Annotated in this window: 10 protein-coding genes; 8 read left to right on the top strand and 2 right to left on the bottom strand. The window is 64.6% G+C overall.

Annotation, left to right across the window (positions count from 1 at the left end):
• Positions 1 to 44 precede the first annotated feature (44 nt).
• Together ACJH6I_RS27085 and ACJH6I_RS27080 are read left to right on the top strand one after the other, a co-directional pair.
• Positions 45 to 707: a thioredoxin domain-containing protein gene (locus ACJH6I_RS27085; RefSeq protein WP_064985897.1), complete on the top strand. Its 663-nt coding sequence runs from the start codon at positions 45 to 47 to the stop codon at positions 705 to 707.
• Between the two features lie 33 nt (positions 708 to 740).
• Positions 741 to 1,343 (top strand): isoprenylcysteine carboxylmethyltransferase family protein, encoded by a 603-nt coding sequence (locus ACJH6I_RS27080; protein ID WP_064985894.1) that lies wholly within the window; start codon positions 741 to 743, stop codon positions 1,341 to 1,343.
• A gap of 449 nt (positions 1,344 to 1,792) precedes the next feature.
• Here the strand turns inward: ACJH6I_RS27080 and ACJH6I_RS27075 are convergent, their stop codons facing one another.
• On the bottom strand, positions 1,793 to 3,982 hold the full coding sequence (locus ACJH6I_RS27075) for a bifunctional SulP family inorganic anion transporter/carbonic anhydrase (RefSeq protein ID WP_064985892.1): 2,190 nt from the start codon (positions 3,980 to 3,982) through the stop codon (positions 1,793 to 1,795).
• 378 nt (positions 3,983 to 4,360) lie between these two features.
• On the opposite strand from ACJH6I_RS27075, the gene ACJH6I_RS27070 reads away from it, so the two are divergent.
• Positions 4,361 to 5,143: a response regulator transcription factor gene (locus ACJH6I_RS27070; protein WP_064985889.1), complete on the top strand. Its 783-nt coding sequence runs from the start codon at positions 4,361 to 4,363 to the stop codon at positions 5,141 to 5,143.
• A gap of 38 nt (positions 5,144 to 5,181) precedes the next feature.
• Complete coding sequence (locus ACJH6I_RS27065) at positions 5,182 to 6,666, top strand: ATP-binding protein (RefSeq protein ID WP_064985929.1); 1,485 nt, start codon at positions 5,182 to 5,184, stop codon at positions 6,664 to 6,666.
• 420 nt (positions 6,667 to 7,086) lie between these two features.
• Here ACJH6I_RS27065 and ACJH6I_RS27060 read toward each other — a convergent pair whose 3' ends face one another.
• Complete coding sequence (locus ACJH6I_RS27060) at positions 7,087 to 8,271, bottom strand: esterase family protein (RefSeq protein ID WP_131810267.1); 1,185 nt, start codon at positions 8,269 to 8,271, stop codon at positions 7,087 to 7,089.
• 1,644 nt (positions 8,272 to 9,915) lie between these two features.
• Between ACJH6I_RS27060 and ACJH6I_RS27055 the strand changes: the two genes are divergently transcribed.
• The 4 genes from ACJH6I_RS27055 (at position 9,916) to ACJH6I_RS27040 (ending at position 15,073) form a co-directional block, all read left to right on the top strand.
• Positions 9,916 to 10,221: a hypothetical protein gene (locus ACJH6I_RS27055; RefSeq protein WP_131810265.1), complete on the top strand. Its 306-nt coding sequence runs from the start codon at positions 9,916 to 9,918 to the stop codon at positions 10,219 to 10,221.
• Positions 10,222 to 10,392: 171 nt separating this feature from the next.
• Entirely contained in the window at positions 10,393 to 11,412 is a 1,020-nt protein-coding gene (locus ACJH6I_RS27050; protein ID WP_064985880.1) for a cation diffusion facilitator family transporter, read from the top strand.
• A gap of 719 nt (positions 11,413 to 12,131) precedes the next feature.
• A complete protein-coding gene (locus ACJH6I_RS27045; RefSeq protein ID WP_234791670.1) occupies positions 12,132 to 13,391 on the top strand; it encodes a magnesium transporter MgtE N-terminal domain-containing protein in 1,260 nt (419 codons plus the stop codon).
• On the top strand, positions 13,391 to 15,073 hold the full coding sequence (locus ACJH6I_RS27040; RefSeq protein WP_082981997.1) for an Nramp family divalent metal transporter: 1,683 nt from the start codon (positions 13,391 to 13,393) through the stop codon (positions 15,071 to 15,073). Before ACJH6I_RS27045 ends, ACJH6I_RS27040 begins: the two co-directional genes overlap by 1 nt.
• The last annotated feature ends 206 nt before the right edge of the window (positions 15,074 to 15,279 follow it).

Here is a 15,279-nt window from a genome sequence, read left to right as displayed (position 1 = left end):
CAACATTCTAATGTATGTTGATATGGCGAGGGAGGGGTGCTGAAATGACACGAGCCCGCCGTATCCTGCTGACCGCTCTTGTTGTCGCCGCCATGGCGATCGGCGTGCTGGCCTATCGGTCGATGCCCGATCGTGAATCGACCCCACAAGCGCAGACCGACAGCGGTGAGGTCGGCCAGGTGGAGCGCGAGAACAGTCGCCGACTCAACACGGTGCCTGGCAGCACCGCGACGTTCGTCGAATTCCTGGATTTCGAATGCGAGGGTTGCCGTGCGGTCTATCCGCAAATTGAAAAGCTGCGAGGGCAATACGGGGATCGGGTGAATTTCGTGATCCGTTACTTCCCCCTGCCGGCACACACCAACGCCGAGCGGGCCGCTCGTGCTGTCGAGGCCGCAGCCCAGCAAGGCCAGCTGGAGCCGATGTATCGCAAGATGTATGACACGCAGGCGCAATGGGGCGAGAAACAAACGCCTGCCGATGACGTATTCCGTGGATTCGCAAGAGAACTCGGCTTGGACTTGACTGCGTTCGACGCGGCCTACCGCGATCCTGCCACCCTGGAACGAGTCCAAGCCGACGTGGCCGACGGCCGGTCCCTGGGCGTGCAGGGAACCCCGACCTTCTTCCTCAACGGCACCCGTATCCGTCCGCGCACCTATGACGATCTCACCCGGGCACTCGACGAAGCACTCGCCGCAAAATAGCCGCGCCCTTATAGGGCAGGAGGTTTCACGCTGATGCCACTCACCGCGCTCATGCTCTACCTACTCTTCGCCGCACTGGGATTCGGGTGGCGCAGTTGGACCCAATACCGCCACACCGGCTCGACCGGATTCCGCGGAATCCACGGACGCCCGGGCTCGCTGCAATGGTGGGCCGGCGTCGGATTCATCGCCGCGATCGTCGCCGGCGTAGCCGCACCGCTGCTACAGCTACTCGGCTTCCTCACCCCAGTGAGCACCCTGCACGCCACGTGGATGCAGGCGACCGGAGCAGCGCTCGCAACCGCAGGGATCGCGGCCACCCTGTATGCCCAGCGTGACATGGGCGACTCCTGGCGCATCGGCGTAGACCCCGATGAGACAACGCCGCTGGTGCGCCGCGGCGCCTTCGGGCTGGTACGCAATCCGATCTTCACCGCCATGCTGATCTTCGCCGCCGGCATCACGCTCATGAACCCCAACCCGCTCGCGCTGGCCGCGTTCGCGGTGCTGCTCGTCACGATCGAGCTCCAGGTCCGTGTCGTCGAGGAGCCGTATCTGAGCACCACCCACGGCCAGGCCTACCGCGACTACTGCGAAGCTGTCGGCCGGTTTGTTCCCCGTATCGGCTGCGGGTAACCGGCTAAGCGACGGCGCGAGGTACATCTTTCCACTCTCGACCCATTGAACCGCCCGCCGAAACCTCCACGGGCACAAGAAATCCCGCACCGAAAACCGCGCGGGATCGGATTCTTCGACCGCCACCTGTTCGACGACTCCCGCCTATGACCTGCAGCCAAGTCACCGGTGACGTTGTGGGATGTCGATCGGCACGGACTCGGCTGAGTCTGTTGCGCTGGCGTCGTCGGACGGCAGGTGATGGGCGTCAGGATGCAAAGGGGTGGCCGGATAACGGATTGTTGGCGGGCCAGGTCGAGTATCTGCTCGCTCTAGTCGATCCGATGAGCGTGACGACACCGTCGGCGTGCTGCGACTGCGGCTGAGCTGAAACCGATCCGGACATGGCACTGCGCCCAGGGCCTGCCGCCGTCGCGGTCGACGGCCCTGGGCGCAGGATCAATCGGGTCTTACTCGGCCACCTCGATCAGCCGGTCCACGCCGGCCGGCGTCACCCGCAGGGCGGCTGCGGTGCCGATGTCGTAGAACAGGCCGATCACCTCGAGGTTCCCGGCGCGGTGCCGATCTCGGACCAGCGGGTGCGCGGCCAGGGTCTGTGCCTGGAGGGCGACGTTGACGATCGACAGCTGGTCGACGATGCCGAAGCCTTCTTCGGCCGCGGCGAGTGCCACGGGGTGGCGCCCCTGGTCGAAGGCGCGCAGCGTGGCGTCGCCATGCTCGAGCCAGGAGCGCACTTGTTCATTGCGATCGGCACTGCCGCCCTGGACGCCATCCAGTAGTGCGGTCATGGCGCCGCAGTTGGAGTGGCCGCACACCACGATCGAGGACACTTCGAGTACGTCGACGGCGAAGGCGATGGCCGCTTCGATCGAGGCGTCGGCACGTCCCTCCGGGATCATGTTGCCGACGTTGCGGACCGTCAGCAGGTCGCCGGGACCGCTGCTGGTGATCACGTTGGGCACGACCCGCGAGTCGACGCAGGTGATGAACAGCGTCTGCGGCTTCTGGGTGTGAACCAGCTCCTCCATGTGCGGGCGCAGGACGGGCGCGGTGCGACGGTGGTAGGTCTCCAGGCCGTCCATGACCGAGTTGGTCTGCGGCTGCGACTTCCACGGGACGACACCCGACCGCTTGTCGAACGGCGTGAAGGTGCGGGTCGGCGGGCCGGCGGCCGCGTTGTGCAGCTCGGCGGTGCCGTGCTCGTGGATTTCGACGGAACCGCCGCCGGCGATGTGCTGGCGCTTCCACTCGTCGATGGTCTCGTGGGCGGCGTGGTCGATGAAGTCGACCGACAGCTCGATGGTGACGTCCGAGCCCGACGGCACCGACGCCAGCGCCGAGGTGAGCCGCGGCAGCGACAGGAAGCTGACGGAGCCCTCGATCACGATGCGCCAGTCGTTGCCGGCGATGTGTTCGGTGACGATCTTGGCCCGGATCACGCGCCACACGGTCAGCGCGACCGCCAGGGCGAGGCCGATCAGCACACCTTCGAGCAGGTTGAGGAAGACGACGCCGAGCACCGTGATCACGTAGACCGCGATGTCGCCGGTGCGGCGGGCGGTTTCGATGTGCGCCTTCTTGACCAGCTGGCAGCCGATGACGATCAGCAGACCGGCCAGTGCCGCGGTCGGGATCATCTGTGCCAGACCGGCGAACGGCACCGCGAACGCCAGGATCCAGACGCCGTGCAGGATCGCCGAGGCGCGGGTCTTGGCGCCGGCCAGGACGTTGGTCGAGCTGCGGACGATGACGCCGGTGATGGGCAGGCCGCCGATGGCGCCGGAGATGGCGTTGGCGGTGCCCTGGCCGATGAGTTCCCGATCGAAGTTGGTGCGGGGACCGTTGTGCATGCGATCGACAGAGACCGCCGACAGCAGGCTCTCGACGCTGGCGATCAGGGCGACGGTCAGCACGCCCGCGATGATGCCGTCCCAGTCACCCGTGGGCAGGGTCGGCAGCGACAGCGAGTCCAGCAGCGAGCCGTTGATCTGAATGCGCTTGACGTCGAACGGCAACAGGACGGACAGCGCCGTCACGCCGACGATGGCGACCAGCGGACCGGGGATGCGGTTGATCGGCGCCGGCACCCAGCGCCACGCCACCAGCGTGACGATGACGAGCATCCCGAGCAGGAAGCCGGGGCCGTGGATGTTCATCAGCTGTGCGGGGAGTCCTTCGATGTTCTGCAAGGCAGAGCTCTTCGAGGCACCGCCGAGCAGTACGTGCATCTGCTGCAGCGCGATGGTGATGCCGATGCCCGCCAGCATGGCGTGCACGACGACCGGCGAGATGGCCAGCGCGGCGCGGGCCACCCGGCTCAGGCCGAACAGAATCTGCAGGATGCCGGCGCCGACGGTGATGGCGCACGTCACGCCCCAGCCGAATTCGGCGATCAGTCCGGCCACGACGACCGTCAGGCCCGCGGCCGGGCCGCTCACCTGCAGCGGCGAGCCGCCGATCGCACCGGCGACGATGCCACCGACGATGGCGGCGATGATGCCGGCCAGGATCGGAGCGCCCGATGCGACGGCGATGCCGAGCGACAGTGGCAGTGCCACCAGGAATACGACAAGAGACGCTGGCAGGTCATAGCGCAGGATGGCGCGCAAACCCTTTGCCGGCGGGGCGGTTTCTAGCATGCCGAGTTCCGTTCTCGATGGAAATGTGGTGGGTCCGTGGGCGTAATTTTCCGACACCTAGAACCGCTGAAATCGTCGGGACCAACAGTCGAAACTAGTTGCACAACAGCGTGATTCATAAAGCGACCGGCGACCCCACGAGGAAGTGTCACCAATTGCTAAGTGCGAGAATATTTATCGCCCACCGAAGCGGTCAAGCAGGATTCACCAATGCATAGAGAACGCAAATTTCGCGCTGCAATCCCGCAGTGAAAATATGTGCGGAACAACGACTCTCGCCGTATGGCGCCCAGTGTCAGGGTGATGGAGGTCATACCGAAAATGTGAACTCGGCATGAACTCGGTGACAGCCAAATGTGTTCTCAACACAATGGAGCAATGACCACAATGTCGGCGCCGACACATGCGCGCCATCGCCGGGCGGCCGTGCTCGGCCAGTTGCCGCGCATGGAACGTGCCGACGGATCTCCCATCCGGGTGTTGCTGGTCGACGACGAGCCGGCGCTGACCAACCTGGTCAAGATGGCTTTGCACTACGAAGGCTGGGTCGTCGAGGTCGCGCACAACGGCCGTGACGCGGTGACCAAGTTCGGCGAGATGGAACCGGACCTCGTGGTGCTCGACATCATGCTGCCCGACACCGATGGCTTGCAGTTGCTGCAGCGGGTCCGGGCGGGCGAGGGCTACACCCCGACGCTGTTCCTGACCGCGCGCGACTCCGTGATGGACCGCGTCACCGGACTGACCGCCGGTGCCGACGACTACATGACCAAGCCGTTCAGCCTCGAAGAGTTGGTGGCCCGGCTGCGCGGATTGCTGCGCCGGTCCAGCCACCTGGCGCCGGAGTCCGACGAGGTGCTCAAGGTCGGTGACATGGTGCTCAACGGCGCCAGCCGCGAAGTGACCCGTGGCGGTGAGCCGATCGCGTTGAGCGTCACAGAGTTCGAGCTGCTCCGGTACCTGATGCGTAACCCGCGCCGGGCGATCCCCCGTGGAGAGATTCTCGACCGGGTGTGGAATTACGGGTTCGGCGGTAAGTCGAGCATCGTCGACCTCTACATCTCGTATCTGCGCAAGAAGATCGACACCGATCGCGATCCGATGATCCACACAGTGCGTGGCGTGGGCTACATGCTGCGTCCGGCCGCAGTTGACGGCTAAGCCGCCGCGTGCGGTGCAGTGAGTCCGGTGAGGTACCGATGAATCGAAGGTCGTGGTGGCGACCGCGGACCTTGCGCAGGCAGCTCGCGTTCGGTGTGACCGCGGTGGTCACCGCGGCTCTGCTGACCGTCGGCGTGCTGTCGGTATACAGCCTCAACAGCTACGTCAGTGCGACCAGCGACGGGGAGCTCGCCCGTTCGCTCGATGCACTCGGCCATTCGTATGACCGGCTACAGATCAAACGCGGAGACCCCGCTCATCCGATCGACGCCGGTGCCGATGGCCTGACCGCGTTCGGCGGCCAAGCCCCCGGCAACCTCATCGCGGTCGTGCACAACGGCGTCGTTGCACAGTCAGCCGTATTCCCCTTTGGCGAACCCAAACCTGCAGAGCCCGACGTGGTGAAAGCCATTGGCGCACAATCATGGACGAAGCTGGGCCCACGCACCGTCAAACTCCCCCAGCTGGGTTGGTACCGCTTAGCCGGGGAGGACGCGGGCGGCGGCGACGTGCTGGTTTCTGGCGTCTCCCTCGGGCCGGCCACCATGGTCGTGGCCCGCAAAACGATCATCGTCGCGACCATCACCGGCATCTCCATCGTCCTGACCGCTATCGGCACCCTGACGGTGGTGAACTTCGCCCTGCGGCCGCTGAGCCGCGTGGCCTCCACGGCCGCCAAGGTGGCGACCCGCCAGTTCGACCACGACGACCACCGCATCACCGAACGCGTTCGGCCCGAAGACACCGACCCCCGCACTGAAGTCGGCATCATGGGCGACACGCTCAACAAGCTGCTCGACAACGTCGATGCCGCACTGGCAGATGCCGCTGCGTCGCACCGCCGGACCCGGCAGTTCCTCACCGACGCCAGCCACGAACTACGGACCCCGCTGGCCGCCATCCGTGGCTACGCCGAACTGACCCGCCAGGACAGCGCCACTCTGCCCGAGACCACCGAATACGCCCTGGCCCGAATCGAATCCGAGACCTACCGAATGACCGGACTCGTCGAAGATCTGCTCCTCATCTCCCGCCTCGACGAACGCCAAGACCTCGAATCCGACGACGTCGACCTGAGCGACCTAGCGATCAACGCGGTCAACGACGCCGCTGTGTCCTCCCCCAGTCACCACTGGCGCCGCCGCATCGCTGACATTCCGGTGTGGGTACGCGGAGACCCTGCCCGCCTACACCAAGTGCTCAGCAACCTCCTCGTCAACGCCCGTATCCACACACCGGCCGGGGTGACCGTCACCACCTCCGTGACCGCCGGCACCGACCACGCGGAATTGACTGTGTCCGACAACGGTCCCGGAATAGGCGCGGACCTCCTACCGACTTTGTTCGACCGATTCGTGCGCGCCGACACCGCGCGGTCACGAGAAGTCGGCGGCACCGGACTCGGCCTGGCCATCGTCGCCTCCATCGTCGCCGCACACGACGGAACCGTGAGTGTCGAATCAAACAGCAGTGGAACGGTTTTCCGCATTCAGCTACCACTACTACAAAAGGCCAGCAACTAGACGATCAATGATCGAAACTGGCCTTTCCGCCAGCCGCCGGCACCCCTCGGATTCCACCACCGTGCAATATCGCCGATTCGGCGTCTACGGGCCGAGAACCCGCGGCGACCGGGTCCCGGACCGTTAGCGTTCCGGCGGTAAGTGCGCCATCGGCAGCACTGCAGCAGACAGTTGGTCGTCGGCGCCCAGCCGGTGCCATTTCAACAACACTCTGCATTGAACCATCGACGACCTGCGAGCGCGCCTTCGCGACAGGCTTTCCGATGGGCACGACACGTTGTCGATGTTCATCAACCCGCCCGTAGAGTCGCACCCGAATCACATCCGCGGCGCTGGCATCCGGTCGAACGGGGCCCCGGTCGACACTCGATTCAGCACCCGATGCAATCAACTACAGATGGAGGTCTCGGCGGGGGCTGATCAGGCAATGAGTCCTATTCGTGTTGCTAGCCATGGCAATTCGCGGTCGAGCGCCGCTCGCGCAGCGCCCCAGTCATGACTGCCCGGCACTTGGGTGTAATGCGCGTTCAAGGCGGCGGTGCGGGCCGCCTGTAGGACGGTTCGTGCAGCCGTTCGGGACTCGTCGTCGCCAGCGCCCGCGACGATCGCTCCCGCGGAATCGGGATACCTCCGGGACTGCAACAGGTCAAGCGGATTGACTTGGGAAAACGCAGCGGCGTCGCCACCGAAGGCGGCCTCCACCGTACTTCGACGATCCACCAAGCTGGGCTCGATGCCACCGGCAATATCAACGAACGTCGGGTACACACCAGGGTAGTTGGTGGCCAATTGCAGGGCGCAGGTACCGCCGTAGGAGAACCCGGCCACTGCCCACCCGTTCGGATCTGTGTCGACACTGAGATTCTTCTTGACCCACGCGGGCAGATCGACACCAAGGTAGGTCGCAGCATTGCCAAGCCTCGAGTCCAGGCACAGAGGATTGGCGAACCGACTACCGGTCGCGTCAGCAACGACGGCCACCGGCGCGAGGCCATGATGTTCAGCAGCAAACCTGTCCAAGATGGCGGCCAGCCGCCCCGCGGCGATCCAGTCGCGCGGCCCTCCTGGTTGCCCGGAAATGAGGACCAGCACAGGAAGCGCCGGTCGCGGGTCGGCGAAATATGCAGGTGGAAAATAGACCTCGGCGGGGCGTGCGGCGAAACCCGATACCTGTGCGGGAATGCGCACCGTGGCAAGTCGCCCCGGCCCGGTCGGCAGAGTCCGTGGTTGCCAATGCGCGTCAATGGGACGTCCCGCGCGGTATCCAGTTGCCGGGCGGGACAATTCAGTGAAAGGAACCTCGTTATCCGGGACGGCGCCGAAGACGTCGCGCAGCGCCGGATACGCCTCAAAGGTGCGGTTGATCTGGTTGGCGCAGCCGGCCAGGACCAGGACACCGGCAATGACGGTCAGTGTTGTCTGCCTCCAACGCCAATCGACGACAACGGCAGCCACCATAAGGGTCAGAGCCATCACCGCGGCCACCAGCCAGCCATATACCGGTGGTTCAAGTTGATCGGGAAACAGGTGCCAGACGTGGCGCACCACGAATACCAGCCCAGCCGTCAGGACCGCCGCCGAGATCGCGCAGACCCCCAGAACCATAGCCGGAGCGGACCGCCGCACTGTCCATAGCAGCCAGGCCCCCGCAACGAACGCCACCACCTGCAGCACTGACGCGAACGGTCCCGACAGCAACGACAGGTCCAGGATCACCCCCACAGCGGCGCGGGCTGCCGTCTACACGTCCTGCGAGCAGAGACCCGGTGTACCTGCATGTAGTCCCAATCACCCAGCGTGCATCCACGGCGGCCATCGACCGCAGGAACGATCGGCGTTCGACCGGTCATCGCAGGCCACGGCCCCAGCCTGGAGCTCACAGAGGGCGCGGACAACGCGCGAACGGACTCATCCTTCAACAATGAAGCCCAACTACGTAGCTGTCACGTAGTTCATAGCGAATTCCGAGAATACCGGGGCGCAATCGTTGCACACTCGGCCCGTCAGCGAGCCGGGCACCGCACCGAGGCAAAACACCGCCTCTGCCAGCACCTTTGACGCGAACCCGCGCAACGCTCGCGAGCGCGCCAGCCCGAACTGCCGACGGCGATATGAATCCTCTATGCGTCCCGCCGCGAGCATTGACGTCGTTTTGCCACGAGAAATACCGTCGCGATAGCCAGATGGACGAAACCTCAACGTAGAACCTTTTGGTCCAACGCATTTGAACGCTGCGTTGAACCACACCCGGGAAACATCTGCGGCGACGCGGAACCGAGCGACCGTGCCGGATCAGCACGGGCAATCCCCATCACAACAAGGACGGCGAACCGATCCAAAGCTGGTCAGCCTGTGCCACATACGAATTCATCGTCGCGCCAGGCACCAGCTGCCCAACATCCAACTACCACAACATATTTCGGCGGCGGCATGACGACACACAGGCGTCTGTCACAAACAAGGAGCACACTATGGGTAAGAGAACAACCGGCACCATCGGCCTCTGCACCGCGAGTGTCGTCGCCGCCCTCGCACTAGGGGGGTCGGGGACCGCTGTCGCGGCCCCCTCGGCAGGCGGCGGAGCCGTTGACACCATTGCCCGCATCCAATCGCAGGGCGGCCACCCGATTATCAGCAAACAAGGCGACGACGCACTCTCACAGTGCACGGTAACGAGAGTGACCCCGGTCCGGACCCCGCAGTCCTCCAGGATGACCCGCGGGTCAAAACTCAATAAGCCGCCCGTCTTCGTCGGCGTGGAGTGCTAAGGGCTCAGCACACCTCGGAAACCGAGCGCTAGAGCCGGCACGATTCATGCGATCCCACAACCACTGAACACTGCCCACACCTAGACCGCGGGACCCGCGACTGCCCGCATGACCGCCGCCCGGAGCCCATGCACGAGAGACGGTGACGAGCGTCGACCTCCCACGGAGCCCGGCGCCGGCGAACCATGCCAGGAGTCGACACATGTCCCGCCGGTCTTCCAGTAACCGGCGGGGCGCGGGAAGTGCCCATCGCCGTGCGACCGTCGTGCTGCACGTGCACGGCCCCGAGGCCCCACGGCCCATGGAGCGCCGTTCGGTTACCAGGCGGCTGCCGCGTAGATATCAAAACATTTGTATGACATATCAATTCGTTGACCGGCATCAACCCCGCGGTTGAAAATCGATGTATCGCAACAGCGTTCGAAAAACATCCACCCAGTCAGCCTGTTGCGGGGAAGAGCGACTTCGAATGGAGAGCATCATGGATACCCACCGCACCGCGACGGTCAGTGCGATGGTCGCTACCGCCACCATCGCCGTAATCACATTCGGCGCCGCGACCGCCAGCGCCGCGCCATCCGGGACGGGAGCACAGCAGACAATCCTCAGCCTGCAGGCCCAGGGGAACAAGGTCATCATCGACAAAATCGGAACCGGGACCGGCAACCAGTGTTCGGTGGCCTCGGTAAGCCCTGTGCGCACCACCCCACAGCCCACGGCGAATCCACTGACAGGAGTACCCAATCTCCAGAAGTCGACCACGGTGTACGTCACCCTGAAATGCTGAGCCCGGCGTCAGAGCAGCGATTCGGAATGCAGGCCGAATCCGCATCCGCCACCGCGGCGCGTTGCCGATGCGGCACCTCCGACAGCATTCACCGACAGTTAAGCCCCCATTAGTTGCATATATCGCGATGTATGCATATGGTCGGGCAATGGACAACCTGACGGCCCAGCGATGAGCGCCGGGCACAGCCACGGCGGCTCTGGACACAGTCACGGCGCATCGCCCGACGCCGATCGGCGATGGCTGACCGGGGCGCTCGTTCTCATTGTCGTGTTCATGGCCGGCGAAGTTACGGTGGGCTTCATCGCATCATCGCTAGCCTTGATCTCCGATGCGGCCCACATGCTGACCGACGCGGCATCAATTGCTTTGGCGTTGTGGGCAATTCGACTCGCGACACGCCCGGCTGCCGGCCGGATGACGTTCGGATGGAAGCGCGCGGAAGTCTTGTCCGCGCAAGCCAACGGCCTCACCCTGATCCTGTTGGCGATCTGGCTGGCCTACGAGGCGATCCAGCGACTTATCTCACCGCCCGCGGTCGCCGGTGGCCTGGTTCTGGGCACCGCTCTAGTCGGCATCGTGGTCAACATCGCCGCATCCTGGATGATCAGCAAGGCCAACCGCACCAGCCTCAACGTCGAGGGTGCCTTCCAGCACATCCTCAACGACCTGTTCGCCTTCATCGGTACCGCCATTGCGGGGGTGGTCGTCCTTCTGACCGGGTTCGACCGGGCCGATGCCATCGCGTCGCTGGTGGTCGTGGTGCTCATGGTCAAAGCAGGCGTTGAACTGGTCCGCGCAGCAAACCGCATCTTCCTGGAAGCTGCGCCCGAACACCTCGACCCCGCCGTCATCGGCCAGGCCATGGCCGGACGAGATGGAGTGGTCGAGGTACACGACCTGCACATCTGGGACATCACATCAGGGTCGCCCGCACTGTCGGCACACGTCTTGGTCCAAACTGATCACGACTGCCACGCGGTACGCACTGATCTGGCCACCATGCTCGCTGGCGAATACGACATCGAACACACCACCCTTCAGGTCGACCACGCCCCGGCCGAGAATCTCACCGTCGCTGGCGACCATCCCGATCCGCACTGCGAACACGCCCACGGCCCCACCCACCGCGCCGGCGGTGCCGCCGCCGACGGCCACAGTGACCATGAACATGAGCACAGTGACCACTGACGGCAAACCGCGCCGTACACACAGGGCGTGAACGATGTACGGCTGTGACGGCCAACTATTCGTCGATGCCACCGCAGCTGCCAGGGCGGTAAGGGCACTGCCGGTCTACACCGATAGGCAGGCCGACCTTGGTACCACCGTTCTGTTGGTGATCGCCCTAGTGCTGACGGCGGTGCTGGTGGTGCGGTGGTGGGGCCGTCGCGGCCGCGGCGGAACAGGCGCCCGCGCGCGTCGTGGCCACAAAGGAGGTGACCGACACTCCGATGAGTCCTAGCGAGAGTCTCCCTCCTCGATCTGAACTCCATGTTGTGCCCAACCTCGCCACGGTCGTGACAGTCGCGCAATGGCCGCCTGCGCGGCCCGCATCTGAATAGATGCGACCGGGCACTGCGCATAAACTCAGTTACGTTGCACAGCAGCGTAATTCAGCGCAGCCATTTCGTTGACTAGACGGTTTTGAGAAGTGTGCGATGGCCGTCGCCGTGCCCGACCTTCGACCCGGTTCGTCTGAACGCGGTCGCGCACCAAAGTGGCGTGCCGTTGACCCTGGTCGAGCTGGTCTGAGACGAACTGGCCACCGCTCACCCTCAATTCGTTCTCTGTCCCAATGTTCCGCCCGTTACCGCCACTGCGGCTGATGCGGCACACCGAACCAAGGAGTCCCCGTGAACCAGAGCATCACTGGTGACGACGGTCATGCCGGCACTGGCGGCGCAACGATCATCCACCTGTCCGAATTGTTGAAGGCACCGGTGGTGTCCCGCTCGGGTGAGGCAGTCGGCAAAGTCGAGGACGTCATCGTGCGACTCGGTGGTGGTCAGGAATACCCGGCGGTGACCGGACTGGTGGTCGGTGTCGGCGGTCGCCATGTGTTCGTGTCGGCCGAGACCGTGCGGTCGCTGGCCGAACACCGGGTCGATTTGACCAAGAACAAGGTCGACCTGCGCACGTTCGAGCGCCGCGACGGCGAATATCTTCTCAGAGCCGACGTGCTCGATCACCGATTCATCGATGTGCCCAACGCAGAACTGGTGCGCGCCTACGACATTGAGCTCGAACACACCGGTGGCGGCTGGGTATTGGCGCGCCTCGACACCCGCCGTCCTGCCCGGTTCTTCGGTCTGATCAAGTCTCACGGCGGCCACGCGGCACGGGACTGGAAAGCATTCGAGCCGATGATCGGGCACGACCAGTCGATGCTTCTGCGCCGTGTGGGGGGCCGGGTGCACACACTCAAACCGGCCCAGATCGCCGACCTGCTTGAAGACGCCACCAAGGCCGAGGGCGGCGAAATCCTGGAACGGGTGCGCTCCAATCCCGAGTTGGAGGCCGATGTGTTCGAAGAGCTCGACCCGGAGAAGGCCAGCAAACTATTCGATGACATGCCTGACGCCGAGGTCGCCGGGGTGCTGGGGCGCATGCGCGCCGATGACGCCGCGGACGCGGTATTCGATCTGCGCCAGTCGCGGCGGCGCACGGTGCTGGACCTATTGCCGGTGGCGCAGCGTACCAAGGTGATCACGCTGATGGGATTCAACCCCGATTCGGCCGGCGGGTTGATGAACATCGATATCGCGACCTGCCCGGCGGAAAGCACTGCCGCACAAGCACTGTCGATGATCGCCGGCGCCCGCACACTGCAGCCCGAGGCGCTGTTGAAGATGCACGTGCTGGGCCCCGAGAGCCACCTTGTGGGGGTGGTGTCGGTGATTGGGCTGCTCCAGGCCGACCCCGACACTGATATCGCCGCGCTGATGGACACCGACCCGGTGCGGGTCGGCCCGGATGCCGACCTGACCGACATCGCCTTGCTCATGTCGGACTTCAACCTGGCCACGGTGCCAGTGGTCGATGACAGTGACCACGTCCTTGGCGTGGTGACCTACGACGACGTCCTGGAAGCACTCATCCCTGAGGATTGGCGCCGGCGTGAGCCCGCACCCCGGCCCATCCGCGAGATCGGCAACGGAGCCGAGTGATGACCAACCACCGTCCCGCCGCCGCATCGCCAAACCCCGATTCTGGTCGCGCGACCGCGGCATCGTCACACCGACAGCACAGCGCTGTGCTGGATTCGGCGCATCTCGGTGACATCGAGGGCGCCTTCGGCAAGATCAGTGTCAGCGACCCCGACACCAGGGCCACCCTTAAGACCCGGCTGCTGACCCTGGCGGCCATCCTCGGACCCGGCATCATCGTCATGGTCGGCGACAACGACGCCGGCGGTGTCTCCACCTACGTCCAGGCCGGCCAAACCTACGGCTACAGCCTGCTGTGGACCTTGCTGCTGCTGATCCCCGTGCTGATCGTGAACCAGGAGATGGTAGTTCGACTCGGCGCGGTCACCGGTGTCGGGCACGCCCGACTGATCAACGAGCGCTTCGGCCGCGGCTGGGGCTGGTTCTCCGTCGGGGACCTGTTCCTGTTGAACTTCCTGACTCTGGTCACTGAATTCATCGGAATTGCCTTGGCGGCGGACTACTTCAACGTATCCAAGTACATCGTCGTCCCCACCGCCGCGGTCGCGTTGATCGCGATCATGGCCAGCGGCAGCTTCCGCCGGTGGGAGCGGGCCATGTTTGTGTTCATCGCCATCACGTTGCTGCAAATCCCGATGATGCTGATGTCTCACCCCCAATGGGGGCACGCCGCCAAATCGTTTGTGATGCCCAGTATTTCCGGCGGCGTCACCTCCGATGCGGTGTTGTTGATCATCGCGATCGTGGGCACCACCGTCGCCCCTTGGCAGCTGTTCTTCCAGCAATCCAACATCGTCGACAAACGCATCACCCCACGCTTCATCGGCTACGAACGCGCGGACACTGTGATCGGAGCGGTCGTCGTCGTCACCGGCGCTGCGGCCCTGGTGATAGTCGGCGACTTCGCCGCACGCCTATCCGGCAAAACCGACTTCGTGGACGCCGGCAATGTCGCACAGCTACTCGGCGCACACAGCCCCGTTCTCGGCTCCATTTTCTCGATCGTGCTGCTCGACGCATCCATCGTCGGCGCCGCGGCAGTCACGCTGGCCACCAGCTACGCATTCGGCGACGTGTTCGGACTCAAGCACTCCCTGCACCGCGGCTTCAGAGACGCCAAAGCGTTCTACGTGTCCTACTGCACCATGATCTCCCTGGCCGCTGCGATCGTCCTGATCCCCGGGGCGCCGCTGGGCCTGATCACCACCGCGGTCCAGGCTCTCGCCGGGCTTCTGCTGCCCAGCGCCACCGTGTTCCTCCTGCTGCTGTGCAACGACCGGGAAGTGCTCGGACCCTGGGTGAACCGGCCCTGGCTCAACGCAGTGGCCGGGGTGATTGTGGGTGTACTGCTCCTACTTTCGTCGATCCTGATGGCCACCACCATGTTCAACAACCTCAACGTCGTCGCCGTCACCGAATATCTCGCCGGCGGCATCGTCGTCGGTGCCGGCGCGGGCTTCGCCGCGCTGCGGTGGATGTCACGCCGCCATGCCGCAACGACCGCCATCATGTCGGTGGACGAGCGGGACCGCGCCACCTGGCGGATGCCTCCCCTGGCACTCCTGGAACCCGTGCAGTGGAACGCCGGCACCCGCTTGGGCATGATTGCCCTACGCAGCTACCTCGTCGTCGGAGCAATTCTGTTGGTGGTCAAAGCAATCCAGATCAGTCACGGTGGCTGACCACCACCTGTAGCCACGGGCCGAACGCACAGGTACCACAGTGCGTGCATCTAGCGCCGTGCACCATAGACAGCCATGATGCACATGGCCCGCGGTCGACGATGGCGAATGCGGACGCAGCGGTCCATGAACACGAAAACGACAGGAGCACAACGGATTGCGGCGGCGCAATCCCGACAATGGCGGGCCCCATCCTATGTCTATCC

This window comes from Mycobacterium sp. SMC-13 (assembly GCF_045311035.1).
Classification (GTDB): Bacteria; Actinomycetota; Actinomycetes; order Mycobacteriales; family Mycobacteriaceae; genus Mycobacterium.
Note: the sequence above shows the minus strand (reverse complement) of the source record. Positions and strands in the feature narration are given on the sequence as shown.

Excerpts from the sequence above, each read along its gene's own strand:
- ACJH6I_RS27075 (WP_064985892.1), bottom strand. The coding sequence starts at position 3,982 with ATGCTAGAAACCGCCCCGCCGGCAAAGGGTTTGCGCGCCATCCTGCGC.
- ACJH6I_RS27060 (WP_131810267.1), bottom strand. The coding sequence starts at position 8,271 with ATGGTTCTGGGGGTCTGCGCGATCTCGGCGGCGGTCCTGACGGCTGGG.
- ACJH6I_RS27070 (WP_064985889.1), top strand. The coding sequence starts at position 4,361 with ATGACCACAATGTCGGCGCCGACACATGCGCGCCATCGCCGGGCGGCC.
- ACJH6I_RS27065 (WP_064985929.1), top strand. The coding sequence starts at position 5,182 with ATGAATCGAAGGTCGTGGTGGCGACCGCGGACCTTGCGCAGGCAGCTC.
- ACJH6I_RS27085 (WP_064985897.1), top strand. The coding sequence starts at position 45 with ATGACACGAGCCCGCCGTATCCTGCTGACCGCTCTTGTTGTCGCCGCC.
- ACJH6I_RS27050 (WP_064985880.1), top strand. The coding sequence starts at position 10,393 with ATGAGCGCCGGGCACAGCCACGGCGGCTCTGGACACAGTCACGGCGCA.
- ACJH6I_RS27080 (WP_064985894.1), top strand. The coding sequence starts at position 741 with ATGCCACTCACCGCGCTCATGCTCTACCTACTCTTCGCCGCACTGGGA.
- ACJH6I_RS27040 (WP_082981997.1), top strand. The coding sequence starts at position 13,391 with ATGACCAACCACCGTCCCGCCGCCGCATCGCCAAACCCCGATTCTGGT.
- ACJH6I_RS27055 (WP_131810265.1), top strand. The coding sequence starts at position 9,916 with ATGGATACCCACCGCACCGCGACGGTCAGTGCGATGGTCGCTACCGCC.